The sequence below is a fragment of the Pyxidicoccus sp. M6 genome (genome assembly GCF_055568925.1).
This window is the reverse complement of sequence record NZ_CM145714.1, coordinates 11,909,775-11,923,447: the sequence shown is the minus strand read 5'-3', so window position 1 is coordinate 11,923,447 and position 13,673 is coordinate 11,909,775. Positions and strand designations below refer to the sequence as shown.

General features: G+C 64.6%; 9 protein-coding genes. 8 read left to right on the top strand and 1 reads right to left on the bottom strand.

All coding sequences use genetic code 11. From position 1 onward, the window contains the following. The first annotated feature begins 32 nt into the window (after positions 1 to 32). The 8 genes from ACVTJA_RS46945 (at position 33) to ACVTJA_RS46910 (ending at position 12,539) form a co-directional block, all read left to right on the top strand. The gene (locus tag ACVTJA_RS46945; protein WP_465830704.1) at positions 33 to 1,574 is read left to right on the top strand and encodes a sigma-54 interaction domain-containing protein; all 1,542 of its coding nucleotides are present in this window, start codon (positions 33 to 35) and stop codon (positions 1,572 to 1,574) included. A 52-nt stretch (positions 1,575 to 1,626) separates the two neighbouring features. Next, positions 1,627 to 5,040, top strand: coding sequence for a DEAD/DEAH box helicase family protein (locus ACVTJA_RS46940; RefSeq protein WP_465830703.1), 3,414 nt, complete (start codon positions 1,627 to 1,629; stop codon positions 5,038 to 5,040). After that, positions 5,037 to 6,545, top strand: a complete 1,509-nt coding sequence (locus tag ACVTJA_RS46935; RefSeq protein ID WP_465830702.1) for a type I restriction-modification system subunit M — start codon at positions 5,037 to 5,039, stop codon at positions 6,543 to 6,545. The genes ACVTJA_RS46940 and ACVTJA_RS46935 overlap by 4 nt, the downstream gene beginning before the upstream one ends. Before the next feature lie 8 nt (positions 6,546 to 6,553). Further along, positions 6,554 to 7,816, top strand: a complete 1,263-nt coding sequence (locus ACVTJA_RS46930; protein ID WP_465830700.1) for a restriction endonuclease subunit S — start codon at positions 6,554 to 6,556, stop codon at positions 7,814 to 7,816. Then, entirely contained in the window at positions 7,794 to 9,377 is a 1,584-nt protein-coding gene (locus ACVTJA_RS46925) for an AAA family ATPase (RefSeq protein WP_465830699.1), read from the top strand. The genes ACVTJA_RS46930 and ACVTJA_RS46925 overlap by 23 nt, the downstream gene beginning before the upstream one ends. After that, a complete protein-coding gene (locus tag ACVTJA_RS46920; protein ID WP_465830697.1) occupies positions 9,374 to 10,375 on the top strand; it encodes a hypothetical protein in 1,002 nt (333 codons plus the stop codon). Before ACVTJA_RS46925 ends, ACVTJA_RS46920 begins: the two co-directional genes overlap by 4 nt. Before the next feature lie 216 nt (positions 10,376 to 10,591). Beyond that, on the top strand, positions 10,592 to 11,947 hold the full coding sequence (locus tag ACVTJA_RS46915; RefSeq protein ID WP_465830695.1) for an AHH domain-containing protein: 1,356 nt from the start codon (positions 10,592 to 10,594) through the stop codon (positions 11,945 to 11,947). A gap of 19 nt (positions 11,948 to 11,966) precedes the next feature. Beyond that, complete coding sequence (locus ACVTJA_RS46910; RefSeq protein WP_465830694.1) at positions 11,967 to 12,539, top strand: imm11 family protein; 573 nt, start codon at positions 11,967 to 11,969, stop codon at positions 12,537 to 12,539. 26 nt (positions 12,540 to 12,565) lie between these two features. On the opposite strand, the gene ACVTJA_RS46905 is transcribed toward ACVTJA_RS46910, so the two are convergent. Further along, the gene (locus ACVTJA_RS46905) at positions 12,566 to 13,672 is read right to left on the bottom strand and encodes a type IV pilus twitching motility protein PilT (RefSeq protein WP_465830693.1); all 1,107 of its coding nucleotides are present in this window, start codon (positions 13,670 to 13,672) and stop codon (positions 12,566 to 12,568) included. Position 13,673 lies beyond the last annotated feature (1 nt).

The following is a 13,673-nucleotide window of genomic DNA, read 5'->3' as shown; positions in this document are numbered from 1 at the left end:
AGGGGATGAGCTGGTGGCGGTGGCAAGATTCCTTGTGTGGGGAGAAGCTGGCTTGTACCTTCACCCTCGTGCGCAAGGTCCTCATCGCCTGGGTCGGCAAGACCGACCTCCGAGCACCTACCGAGGGCGATGTGGTGGGTGTGGGCCCCATCGCGCAGGCCCTGGAGGTGCGCTCCTTTGATGAGGCCTTCCTGCTGTCGGATTACGAGGCGCCCGTCGTCGCGCCCTATTTGAAGTGGCTCGGTGGCAGGACGAAGGCGCGGCTCGAGGTCGTCCATGAGCGGCTCAGCGGCCCGACGGAGTTCGGCGAAATCTACGAAGCCGCCGTGCGCGGGGTGCAGCGTGCGCTGGGCGACCGTCCCCGCGATGTCGCGCTCACCTTCCATTTGAGCCCCGGCACGCCGGCCATGGCGGCCGTCTGGATTCTTCTTGGAAAGACGCGCTTCCCCGCCGAGTTGATCGAGTCGTCCAGGGGCCATGGCGTCCGCACCGCCTCGGTGCCCTTCGACATTTCAGCGGACTTCATCCCCGAGCTGCTGCGCGAGCAGGATGAGCGGTTGCGTCAAGGGAGCGCGGGAGTGGCCCCGGAAGCACCTGAGTTCGCCGACATCATCCACCGGAGCCGGGTGATGGAGCGGCTCATCCAGCGCGCGCGTCGCGTCGCCGTCCGGAATGTCCCTGTGCTCATCGAGGGAGAGTCGGGGACGGGCAAGGAGATGCTCGCGAGGGCCATCCACCGGGCGGGCCCGCGGCATGAGCGTCCCTTCATCGCCGTCAACTGCGGCGCGATTCCCGACGAGCTCATCGAGTCCGAGCTCTTCGGCCACGAGAGGGGCGCGTTCACCGACGCCAAGCAGCCGCGCAAGGGGTACTTCGAGGCCGCCGACGGCGGCACGCTCTTCCTCGATGAGCTGGGTGAGCTGCCGGGGCCCGCGCAGGTGAAGTTGCTGCGAGTGGTTCAAGAAGGCGAGGTGGTACGCCTCGGAGCCACCAGGCCGCTCAAGGTCGATGTTCGCATCATCGCCGCCACCAACCGGACGCTCACCGAGGAAATCGCGGCGGGCCGGTTCCGCGAGGACCTCTTCTACCGGCTCGCCGTGGCGGTCCTGAAGATTCCCCCGCTCCGGGAGCGCACCGGGGACCTCGGGGTGCTCATCGACCACCTCGTGGAGTTGGTGAACCGCGAGGCCGCCACCGAGCCGGGCTACAGGGAGAAGAAGGTTTCTGCCGGCGCAAGGAACCTTCTTCTCACCCATCCATGGCCCGGCAATGTGCGGGAGCTGCTCAATACCCTGCATCGCGCAGCCATCTGGAGTGAGGGGGCCTCCATCTCGGCGGAAGATGTCCGCGAGGCCCTGCTCCCCGTGGCCGCCTCCTCGCGCCGGGACGTTCTCGGGCGGCCGCTGGGTGGCGGCTTCAACCTGCCGGAACTCCTGAAGGAAGTCGCTCGCGACTACCTCCGGCGCGCCATGGACGAGGCCCATGGAAACAAGACCCGGGCCGCGGAGCTCGTGGGGCTGCCGAGCTACCAGACCCTGACGAACTGGCTCGCGAAATACGAGGTTCACGACTGATGGCACGGTCATTGAAAAGTGCGTCGGCATGGCCGTCGAGGAGCGCGAGAACATGAAGTCGCAGAACTTTGAGTTCCTGCGCGCGAAGCGCGCGGTGCTCGCGGACCTCGCGGGCTTCGCGGAGCGTTACGCCCACGATGACCCGGCCAGCTCCCTCATCAAGCAGCGCACCTTCGTCGAGCACGCTGTCGCCGCCATCTATGCGACGTACCGGCTGCAGCCCCCCCTTTCTGACAACCTCAATGACCTGATGACCGCCGAGCCGTTCCGGCAGTCCGTTCCCGAGGTGGTGCAGAACAAGCTCCACGCGGTGCGGAAGGGTGGCAACCATGCCGCTCATCCCCGGCGTCCCATCACGAGTCAGCTCTCACTCGACTGCCTTGCGCAGCTCTTCGACATTGCCCGCTGGTTCCACGTCCAGATTGATGGGGGCGACCGGCAGGATGCACCGAAGTACGTGGCCCCCCCGCCGGACACTGGCGCCGCCGGGAAGACGAAGGATGCGCTCGAGAAGCTGCGCCTCGCTGAAGCGAAGTATGAGTCCGTGCTCACCGCGCTCCAGGAGGAGACCCGGAAGCGGCTCGAAGCGGAGCGTGCGGCGGCCGAGCACGCAACCGAGCTGGCCGGGCTGAAGGCGGAGGGGCAGAAGGTCGCTTCGTTCCTCCAGTTCGACGAGGAGCAGACACGCCGCCGCCTCATCGACCAGGCACTCCTGGCGGCGGGCTGGAACGTGGGGCCGAATGGCGCGAGCACGTCCGAGGTAGGGCAGGAGGTCAGGCTCTCGGGCATGCCGACGGACTCGGGCGAGGGCTACGCCGACTACGTGCTCTATGGAGACGACGGCACGCCGCTCGCCGTCATCGAGGCGAAGAAGACGGCCAGGGATGCCAGGTCGGGTCAGGAGCAGGCGCGCAACTACGCCTCCTGCCTCGAGCAGGAGCGTGGAGTACGCCCGGTCATCTTCTTCACCAACGGCGTCGACATCTTCCTGTGGGATGACGTGCAGGGCTACCCGTGCCGCAAGGTGTACGGTTTCTACTCGAAGGACAGCCTTGAGTACCTCGTCCACCAGCGGACGAACAAGAAGCCACTCGCGATGGTGGAGCCCAACCTCGCCATCGCGAACCGCATGTACCAGCTCGAAGCCGTCAAGCACGTCTGCGAGCGGTTCGAGACGAAGTCGCGCAAGGCGCTCCTGGTGCAGGCGACGGGCACCGGAAAGACGCGCGTGGCCATCTCGCTCTGCGATGTGTTGATGCACGCCGGCTGGGTGAAGCGCATCCTGTTCCTGTGCGACCGCCGGGAGCTGCGCAAGCAGGCGGACCGCGTGTTCAAGGAGTACATGCCCGGTGAGCCGCGCGTCGTCGTGGACAGCGCGACGTCGGGAGATCGCGACAAGCGCATCTACCTGGCCACCTACCCGGCGATGATGAAGTGCTTCGAGGACTTCGACGTCGGCTTCTTCGACCTGGTCATCGCCGACGAGTCGCACCGCAGCATCTACAAGAAGTTCCGCACGCTCTTTCAATACTTCGATGCTCTCGAGGTCGGGCTCACAGCGACGCCGGTGCGCTTCATCGAGCGCAATACCTACGCGCTCTTCGGTTGCGAGGACCGGGACCCCACCTCGCACTTCAGCTTCGAGGATGCGGTCAACTCGAAGCCGCCGTTCCTCGTGCCCTTCCGCGTGCGCTCGTTCACGAGCCAGTTCCGGGAACGGGGGCTTCGCTACTCGCAGATGAACGACGAGCAGCGCGAGCAACTCGAAGACCAGGACCCGGCGGCACAGCTTGTCGAATACGACGCGGAGGAACTCGACAAACACGTCTTCAACAAGGACACGACGCGCTTCATCTGGCGCTCGCTGATGGAGGAGGGAATCCGGGAGGCAACGTCCAGCCATGTCGGCAAGACCATCGTCTTTGCGCGCAGTCACGTCCACGCGGTGCACCTGGCGGAGGTGTTCAGCGAGCTGTACCCGCAGTACGGCTCCACCTTCTGCCGCGTCATCGACAACCAGGAGTCCAGGGCCGACCAGCTCATCGACGACTTCAAGAACCCGGGCAGCGAGCTGACCATCGCCATCTCGGTGGACATGCTCGACACCGGTATCGACGTCCCCGAAGTCGTGAACCTCGTCTTCGCCAGGCCCGTGAAGTCCTACGTGAAGTTCTGGCAGATGATTGGCCGTGGAACGCGGCTCTGCAAAGACCTCTTCGGCCCCGGCCGCGACAAGACGGAGTTCCTTATCTTCGACCACTGGTCGAACTTCTGGTTCTTCGACGAGAAGTACAAGGAGACGCAGCCTTCGCCGCAGAAGTCGCTGTTGCAGCACCTGTTCGAGGCGCGCGTCGAACTGGCCCAGGCCGCGCTGGACAGGATGGACTCGCTCACGTTCGAGTCCGCTGCTGCGCTCATCATCGGGGACGTACGCGCCGTACAGGACACCCACAGCATCGAGGTGCGTGACCGGCGGAAGGAACTGGAAATGCTGGCGGACGGCGACCGGGTTCATCACTTCGCCCCGGCGACGAAGGCGGACCTCCTGTCCATCGCGGCGCCCCTGCAGCACCTGCGGAGCATTCGCGGCGAAGAGGACGCTTACCGCTTCGACCTGCTCATGACACGCCTTCAGGTGGAGCTGGTCCGGGGCGGTCCCAATGCGCCCCGGGTGCTGGACCTGCGCGCCCGCGTGGAGGACGCGGTGGCGCTGCTGGCCAAGAACCAGAACCCGGTCAAGGCGCGCGCCGAGTCCATCAAGCAGGTGCAGAGCAAGGAGTTCTGGTCCTCGGTCGAGGTCCACCACCTGGAAGGACTGCGCCGGGAGCTGCGAGGCATCATGAAGTACCAGCAACATCCTCCGACGGCCCACGTCGCGCCGCGGGTCTTCGACGTCGACGACGCGGACTTCTCCGCGACGACCTACATCCCCCGCCTCGAAGGGCTCGACCTGGTCGAGTACAAGCGGCGGGTCGAGGATGTACTGCGCAAGCACTTCGTGGAGAACCCCATTCTTCAGCGCATCCGCGCCGGCCAGGTGGTGCGCGACGACGAGCTGGAAGCGCTCGCGAAGCTCGTCCTCGAGGTGGACGACAAGGCCAATGTGAAACACCTAGTGGGGCATGACCCCGAGACGCGGCGCTCCCTGCTCACCGTGTTCAGAGGACTCGTCGGGCTCGACGCGGCGGCCGTGGAACAGGCCTTCACCGCGTTCGTCCACAAGCACCCGCGATTGTCTTGGCAGCAGCTCCGCTTCCTTCAGGCCTTGCAGAACCACATCGCGCAGAACGGCGGCATCGAGATTGAGCGACTCTATGAGCCGCCCTTCACGACTCTTCACGCGGAGAGCGTCGACGGCATCTTCACCGACCCTGGTGACGTCGATGAGCTCCTTGCCATCTTGAGCATCTTCGAACCCAAACGGGCAGCCCCCGACGCCCCACCCCCCACGAGCCAGGCATCATGAGCACCCTGACGACCCAGCAGAAGAGCGACATCGACAAGCTCTGGACCGAGTTCTGGACCGGCGGCATCACGAATCCGCTGACGGTCATCGAGCAGATTTCTTTCCTGATGTTCGCGCGCCTTCTCGACATCATGGAGACGACCGGAGAGCGGAAGGCTGAGCGCACCAGGAAGCCTTTCCACGGGCGCTTCTCGGGCAAGGACGACCCCCGGCGCTGGAAGAACTTCAAGCAGAAGGACGCGGGCGAGATGCTGCGCGTGGTGCGCGACGAGGTCTTTCCGCACTTCCGCAAGCTGAACGGAGGAACGACCTTCTCGGAGTACATGCGGGAGGCGCAGCTCATGATTCAGAGGCCGAGCCTGCTCGTCTCGGCCGTGAACATGATCGACAAGCTGCCGATTACCGAGGGCGACGCGAAGGGGGACCTCTACGAGTACCTGCTGAGCAAGCTCACGACCGCCGGCATCAACGGACAGTTCCGGACGCCGCGTCACATCATCCGCTTCATGGTCGAGCTGCTCGAGCCCAAGCCCACGGAGACCATCGGAGACCCTGCGTGTGGGACCGCCGGCTTCCTCATCAGCGCGATGCAGTACCTGCTGGAGAAGCACACGTCGGAGCAGGGCAAGCTCAAGGGGGAGAACGGCGAGACCATCTACACGGGTGATTTGCTCGAACCGTACCGTGAGCACATCCAGAACAGCATGTTCTACGGCTTCGATTTCGACGCGACCATGCTGCGCATCGCTTCGATGAACCTGATGCTCCACGGTGTCGAGAACCCGGGCATCCACTATCAGGACACGCTGTCGAACTCCTTCCCCGAGATGTACCCGAAGCAGGCGACGAACGGCTTCGACGTCATTCTCGCCAATCCTCCGTTCAAGGGCAGCCTTGCCGAGGGGGACGTTCACCCGGTGTTGACGCAGACGGTGAAGACGAAGAAGACCGAGCTGTTGTTCATTGCGCTCATCCTGCGAATGCTGAAGAAGGGGGGGAGGAGCGCCACCATCGTGCCGGACGGGGTGCTCTTCGGCTCGTCGAAGGCTCACACCGAGCTTCGGAAGCTGCTCGTGAAGGAGAACCAGCTTGAGGCCGTGATTTCGCTGCCTTCGGGGGTTTTCAAACCTTACGCGGGAGTTTCGACTGCGATTCTTGTCTTCACGAAGGGCGGCAAGACGGACCACGTGTTCTTCTACCGTGTCGAGGCTGACGGCTTCTCGCTAGACGACAAGCGAGATCAGGTGGATGAGAATGAGCTGCCCGATGCTCTTGCTTGTTGGAAGAATCGGAACGCCAGTGATGATACCGATCGCACCGCAAAGCATTTCATGGTCCCGGTGAGGGAGATCGAGGAGAATAACTTCGACCTGTCGAATAGTCGGTACAAAGAGGCGCAGCGCGAAGAGACTAAGTTCGACTCGCCGAAGGAGATTTTCGCGAGGTTGCGGAGCTTGGAGACAGAGATTGCACGCGATCTGGCCGAACTGGAGAAGATGCTTTGAGCACGGCCATGAGTACTGTTGGCGACGTCCTGCTCCGAATAGAGGCAGGTAAGAGTGTAAAGACCCAGGAGCGACCTGCCCGCTCGGGTGAGCTTGGGATTCTGAAAGTCAGTGCAGTCACGTGGGGCACCTTTCGCCCAGATGAGAATAAGGCCATCCTGATTGGGTACGATCCTGGAGACTGCCCGCGACCGATGCACGGTGACATACTCATCTCACGCGCGAATACGCGCGAACTCGTTGGTGCCTCTGTAATTGTTGAAGGTAATTATCCCCACCTACTTCTGTCCGACAAGATTCTCCGCCTCGTTCCTGACCGCAACATCGTCGAACCCCGCTACCTCAATCGTGCGCTGCGCTCGGTGAGCGCACGTGCACATTTCCAAGGACGTGCAGGTGGTACGAGCGGGTCGATGACCAACATCACGCAGGATGATATTCGCACGACTCCGTTACCGCTCCCTCAACTCGCCGAGCAGCGCCACATCGCCGACATTCTTGACAAGGCCGACGCCATCTGCCGCAAGCGCAAGGATGCGATCGCGCTTTCCGAGGAACTGCTGCGTTCGACGTTCCTAGAGATGTTCGGGGATCCGGTGACTAATCCGAAGAGGTGGGAGGTGAAGTCGTTGGGGGAAGTCGCCGAAGTGCTCGGTGGTGGCACGCCTAGTCGGGCACGGCCGGATTACTTCGCTGGCAATATACCGTGGGCGACTGCGAAGGATTTCAAATCTGATTTGATGTTCAACACCCAGGAGCACGTCTCCACCGAAGCGGTGCGGGCAAGCTCTACCAAAGTGGTGCAGCCTGGTGCTGTGCTTGTAGTCGTGAAGAGCAAGATCCTGGCGCGGCGACTGCCTGTGTCTGTCGCGCAAGTTCCACTCTGCTTCAATCAAGATGTCAAGGCAGTAATCCCGAGTGAGGCTGGCGAGAGTAGCTATATTGCTACGCATCTCCGAATGGCGCAGAGGCAGTTACTTGAGCTGGCGCGCGGAGTGAATACCGAGGGCTTGACGGCTGCTCATCTTAGGGCTCACGTAGTGATGCGTCCCCCCGGAAAGCTGATGGCAACCTTTGCTGAGTTCGAGTCTTTGCTCCGCAGGGCAATGCAGCACGAGACGATAGCTTTACAGGAGGCCGAGGAGCTGTTGGCGTCTCTTGTGAGTCGCGCATTTCAGGGCACTCCCCCAACATTGGTCTCAATGGCACAGCTGCCGGAGTTTGTGATGGGGGAAAAGGGAGAGGTGTATGCTGAGCGCCATCGAGCTTGAGAACTTCAAGGGCATTGCTTCGCGCCAGCGCGTCGACTTCGCCCCGCTCACGCTTCTTTTCGGTGCGAACAGCGCAGGCAAGAGCACCGTGCTCCAAGCGCTGCTCTACCTGCATGAACTCCTCGCGCGTGGCACTGCGGATGTTGACCGCACCGAGCTTGGTGGGAACGTGCTCGAACTTGGTGGGTTCGCGCGGTTCGTTCACCGGCACGAGGTGAATCGCGCCATTGTGCTGCGGGCCGAGTTCACGACCCCCAGCAGTCTGGAGAGGTTCGGGCGCGACCTGACGGGCTTTCCATTCCACGACCTTGACGACGAGATCGAGTCGGCCTGGCTGGAGCTGACAATCCGCTTCAGGACCACCAAGACCTTCCGGGGGCCGCTCGTCGAGCGCGCGGTCATCGGCGTGGCGGGAGATTCGGAGCCGCTCGTCTGGTTGGAGACGGGGGCCTCCCTCCGCGAAGGCGAGCCGCTGAACGTTCGCGTGAACCTCGGGCATCCTCTCATCTCCGAGGCAGCGCGCGACGTCACGGAGGACTGGGGACAGATAGCCGTTCCTGAGGACGTCCTCCACGGCGCGCTTGAGGCTGAAGGTGGCGGTCATGGCGTTGGCGACGGGCTCGGGGATGGCAGTGGCTTCGGAGATGGGCGTGCGCTGCCCGTCTTCGCCGTCGCGCAGTCGCGTTTCTCCGCGCTCCCGCCTGTCGACGAGCCTCTGCGGGTCATCGCGGTCGGCGACGACACGGAGGAGAAGGCTGCAGTTGCCGCGCAGGTCCGGACCTTTCTCGAGATGGTCGTTCTCGGGACCACCGCCCAACTCCTGTCATCGCTGCGGGATGCGCTCTACATCGGTCCGCTGCGGACCATTCCCCCGCGCGGATTCCTCTACGAGCGCGCTGGCCGGCTCACGAGCTGGGCCGACGGGCTTGCCGCATGGGACCTGCTGCTCGCGGACCGCGGAGACCTCGTCGCTCGGACGAACTCCTGGCTGCAGCGGCTTGGCGCGGGCTGCCAGATCGTGGTCCAGCAGCTCTTCGAGGGGGCGGCCACGGCAGAGGAACTGTCCGCAGGCCACGTCGACAAGGTCGTGCGCCGGCTGCTGCTCGACACAGGGGCGGGCTCCCTGGTGCTGCCGTCCGAGGTGGGGGCTGGGGTCTCGCAGATCATTCCCGTCGTGGTCGCGGCGCTCGCGGAGGGGCGAGGGGCTCTTTCGATGGTGGAGCAGCCGGAGATTCACGTCCATCCAGCGGTCCAGGTCGGCCTCGGCGACCTGTACATCGACGCCGCGACCCGCGATAGCGGGCGACGGACCGTTCTGGTCGAGACCCACAGCGAGCACCTCATCCTGCGGCTGCTTCGCCGCATCCGCGAGACGACCGACAAGTCGCTTCCCGAGAATACGCTGCCCTTCGCCGCGGACATGCTGAGCGTCCTCTACGTCGAGAATCGTCCCGAGGGGGTCCGTATCAGCCGCCTCCGGGTCGATGAGGATGGCGGTTTCAAGGACGCCTGGCCCAAGGGCTTCTTCGATGAGCGCTTCGAGGAGGTCTACGGCTCATGATTCATGAGTTCGCGCTCGAGCCGGAGCTGGTGGCGTCATGGCATGACCCTCGTGTCGCGTATCCATTCCGCGCGCAGATGGGACCTGGCCAGCGTCGTGTCGCGTGCGCGTTCCCATCGCCCGCATGGGGCAGGCTCGTGATGAATGCGCTCCAGGCGAGCTTCGCCGACTCCAAGTCGCCGGAGGCCCAGAGAGCGCGCAAGAACCTCGAAGTCCTGCTCCGGCATATCCAGGATACGGGGACGCGCCGGCGTGGCAGGCTCGCGGATGGTGAGTCATGGCTGGATGCGGCGGTGCGTGAACACCACGAGTTCCCATTCGGGGGAATCGTCGTCCGCTCCTCCTCCGTTGCCGAGCCGTATCTCGTGGTCGCGGAGCGGATGCATGAGCAGGAGTTCCCCGCCTGGACGCCGCCGGCTCCGCCCGTCTTGAGGCGGCCGCGAGAGCTGGCGGACGCGCTCGCGCCGATTCTGCGTTGCGCCACGAAGCTGCATTTCGTTGACCCCTACTTCGATGCCGCTGATGAAACATTCTTCGCGCCCATGAGGGAGTATCTGCTCGTGGCGCAGAATCGTCGCGGTCTCGATGAGCTCCAGATACAGGTTCATTTCGGGGTCCCCCCCAAGGCCATCGAACAGGCCTCGCGCGCCGAGGGACGCCCCGTGACCGAGGCGGAGCTGGCAAGGCGCAAACTGGAGGCCTGCGAGCAGCGCATCAGGCCGCTCCTGCGGCCGAGGGTGAATGTACGCGCGTTCGCATGGGCGGAGGGCCCCGGGGGAGTCAAGCTGCACAACCGCTACCTCCTGACGGAAGTCGGAGGCATTGCTGTCCAGACCGGGCTTGACCAGAGCACGCGCGGAGGGCGTCAGACAGATGATTTGACCGTGCTCTCCAAAGAGCAACACGAAGCGCGCCGGGCGGAGTACTGCGTTGGAGCCAAGACCTATCGCCTGCTCGCGGACAGCAGCTTCGCGGGTGACCCTCCGGCGGGAGGATGATGGCCGTTGCGCCTCTGGAGGATGGGACCTCGCCCTCATCGTCTCCGAGGACATCAAAGACGCCCTGAAGCGCGCCGGGGTGACGGGCGCACGATTCACGGAGATGTCGCTTCGCTACACCCCGCTGAGAGCCATGAGAAGTGCCAGGCCGTCAGCCCCTCTTGGTAACTCAGGTCGGGGCCCGTCTTCCGGCGGAGCTCAAACGGGAGGATGCCAATGAAGCTTCGCTGGGCCGTACCACTGCTCCTGATGCTTGTCGGCTCGGGCTGTTCAGCCACCCGGGTTGTGCACCTGGACACCGGCTCCGACGCTTTCGTCATCACTCCTCGTGAGGAGTCGGGAGCGGAGTTGGAAGCGGTGGAGCTCGACGATGACGAGTTCGAGGAAGCCGTGGCGCGGCTTGCGCGGAACGTGCGGCCCTTCCGCAGTCCGATGCTGGAAGCACGAGCGCTCTTTGGCGTCCCTTCCCGAAGCGGGGTGTACCGCTATGACAGCCGCGGCCAGCGCCTAATCCCCGAGGGCCCCGAGGACGCGGACGGGCCGCATCTCCTGGCGTCCTATGCGGACGAGGCGCTGACGAGCGCTTATGGCCAGTGGTGCCAGCGCAAGAAGCAGCCCGGGGACTGCCTGCGCCTGCTGGATGAAGGCCCGCTGCTGGCCAGCGACGGCAAGTACACGCTGGCCATGGCCATCGCCATGGACTCGGTGTGGGAGGAGACTGCTGAAGCCCTGGAGGACATGGCGGACCCTGTCGCCCTGCGCGCCACGCTCACGGCCTCGGTGACGATGTATCTACTCTTGTGGGCAATGCCCGAGCCGCTGAGTAAGGGCGTCGCCGCGACGTTGACGGCACTGGCCATCGCCTACCTGGGTGTGGACACGGTGTGGCGCCTCATCGACGGCTGGCTGACGCTGGTGCACGAGGTGGACCGGGCCACCACCTTCGAGCAGCTCAGCGATGCGAGCGAAGCGTACGGTGAAGTTCTCGGCGAGAACGCGGCGCGCGTCTTCGTAATGCTGGCCACAGCCGCCATCGGCAACACGGCGGGGCTGGCGGCGAAGTCGGCGGGGCTGCCCGGCTCGGCGCAGGCTGCGCTGGCGGTGGAGTCGCAGGCTGGCTTCCAGTACGTCTCGGTGGGCAGCGTGCAGTCGGTGGCGGTGTCGGCCGAGGGGTTTACCATCGCGCTCGCGCCCAATGCGCTGGCGATGGCGGGCGAGGGCCTGGGGGGTGGACGCCCGAAGGGGCGCCGTGGCGGTCACCATCTCGCCACGGACAAGAACGAGATTTCCACGGCACGAGGCGGGCCCTGGACGCCCGAGTTCAGGAGAATCTTCAGGAAGGCCGGAATGGAGCTGAAGGACCCGGAGAACATCGTGGATGTCCCGGGGCACAAAGGGCCACACCCTCAGAAGTATCATGAGGAAGTCTACGAGCGACTCAATGACGCGACTGCCATGTGTCGCACCGCCGCTGAGTGCCGCAAGGCTCTCACGGCCGAGCTCAAGCTGCTTGCGAAGGAGGTCGCTACGAAGGGAACACGGCTCAACAAGCTGGTGACGCGGAGCGAGTGAGGTAGAGAGGCCGTCCATCATGGCGACGAAGCATTACTTCCGGCTCAAAGAGGACATGCAGGTCGGGAATTGGGACCTGGGCGACCCCCTGGATGCACAAGGACGGGAAGTGGATGACCCTTACGTGTTCAGGGCGGGGCGGCCCGTCCAGCTCAAGGGACGCCTGACCATTCCCGTCGATGAGCCAGGACGGCGGCTGGAGTTCTGCACGGCCGGTCTCGGCATGGTTCCCATCGTCCACGTCCGGGTGGCCTCCATCTTCGCGGAGCTGGCCCCCGACGATGTGCAGCTCATCCCCGTGGACGTCCAGGGGCAGCCGGACCAGTACCTCATGCTCGTGGCCACGAAGCTCATCCGCTGCATCGACGAAGCGGCGTCCGAGGAGGTGCGTTTCTGGCTGCCGGAGCATGGACAGCCCGAGCGTGTCGGCGACTACAAGTCCATCTCCGAGCTGCGCATCGACCCGACGAAGGTGGGAGATGCCAAGGTGTTCCGCACCAAGGGCTGGAACCTCGCCCTCATCGTCTCCGAGGACATCAAGGACGCCCTGGAACGCGCCCGGGTGCCGGGCGCGAAGTTCGAGCCGGTGTAGCCCGCGTCCCTCACCGGGCAGGCACCTCAGATGGACTTCAGCGCCTCCGGCACCTCCCACTCGGGCTTCATGCGGGAGATGATTTTGGCGAGGTTCTCCTTGTCCTGCGCCTTCTCCAGCGCGGCCTCGGGCGTAATCACGTTGTCCTTCACCAGCCGCTCCAGGTGCATGTCCAGCGTCTGCATGCCCTGGCTCTGGCCGGCCTGCATCTTGGACGCAATCTGGAACACCTTGCCCTCGCGAATCATGGAGGCAATCGCGCTGCTGCCCACCAGGATTTCGAGCGCCGCCACGCGGCCCTTGCCGTCCGCCGTCTTGATGAGCTGCTGCGCGACGATGCCCATGAGGCTCTCCGCCAGCATGCCGCGCACCTGCCCCTGCTCCTCGGCGGGGAAGGAGTTGATGATGCGGTCGATGGTGGCCGGTGCGCTGTTGGTGTGCACCGTGGCGAACACCAGCACGCCGAAGCTCGCGAGCTGCAGCGCCAGCTTCATCGTCTCGTTGGTGCGCAGCTCGCCGATGAGGATGACGTTCGGGTCCTCGCGGCCCGCCGAGCGGATGGCCGTGGCGAAGCTCGACGCGTGCGGGCCCACCTCGCGGTGCGTCACCTGCGCCTTCTGCGACTCGTGCACGAACTCCACGGGGTCCTCAATCGTGAGGACGTGCGCGGGCCGGGTGTGGTTGATGTAGTTGATCATCGCGGCCAGCGTCGTGGACTTGCCACTGCCCGTGGGGCCCGTCACCAGCACCAGCCCGTTGCGCCGGTCCGCCAGCTTGCGCACCACGTCCGGTGTCTTCAGCTCCTCCAGCGACAGCACCTTGCTGGGAATGGTGCGGAACACCGCGCCCAGGCCGGTCATCTTGTAGAAATAGTTGGCGCGGAAGCGGGCCTTGGTGCCGTAGCCATAGGCGAAGTCCAGGTCCAGCTCCTCGGTAATCTGGCGCTTCTGCTCCGGGTTGATGAGCTCGAAGAGGAGCGCCTCCATCTCCTGCGGGGTGAGGGGCGTCTCGCGCAGCGGCACCAGCTCGCCGCGGATGCGGCCCAGGGGCGGGTAGCCCACGCTCATGTGAAGGTCGCTGCCCTTCTGCTCCAGCAGCGTGTCGAAGAGGGTGGAGATACGAGGGGTGTTCATC

What these genes read in the sequence shown, in the direction of transcription:
- ACVTJA_RS46940 (WP_465830703.1), top strand. Translation starts at nt 1,627, where the DNA reads ATGAAGTCGCAGAACTTTGAGTTCCTGCGCGCGAAGCGCGCGGTGCTC.
- ACVTJA_RS46935 (WP_465830702.1), top strand. Translation starts at nt 5,037, where the DNA reads ATGAGCACCCTGACGACCCAGCAGAAGAGCGACATCGACAAGCTCTGG.
- ACVTJA_RS46930 (WP_465830700.1), top strand. Translation starts at nt 6,554, where the DNA reads ATGAGTACTGTTGGCGACGTCCTGCTCCGAATAGAGGCAGGTAAGAGT.
- ACVTJA_RS46925 (WP_465830699.1), top strand. Translation starts at nt 7,794, where the DNA reads ATGCTGAGCGCCATCGAGCTTGAGAACTTCAAGGGCATTGCTTCGCGC.
- ACVTJA_RS46920 (WP_465830697.1), top strand. Translation starts at nt 9,374, where the DNA reads ATGATTCATGAGTTCGCGCTCGAGCCGGAGCTGGTGGCGTCATGGCAT.
- ACVTJA_RS46915 (WP_465830695.1), top strand. Translation starts at nt 10,592, where the DNA reads ATGAAGCTTCGCTGGGCCGTACCACTGCTCCTGATGCTTGTCGGCTCG.
- ACVTJA_RS46910 (WP_465830694.1), top strand. Translation starts at nt 11,967, where the DNA reads ATGGCGACGAAGCATTACTTCCGGCTCAAAGAGGACATGCAGGTCGGG.
- ACVTJA_RS46905 (WP_465830693.1), bottom strand. Translation starts at nt 13,672, where the DNA reads ATGAACACCCCTCGTATCTCCACCCTCTTCGACACGCTGCTGGAGCAG.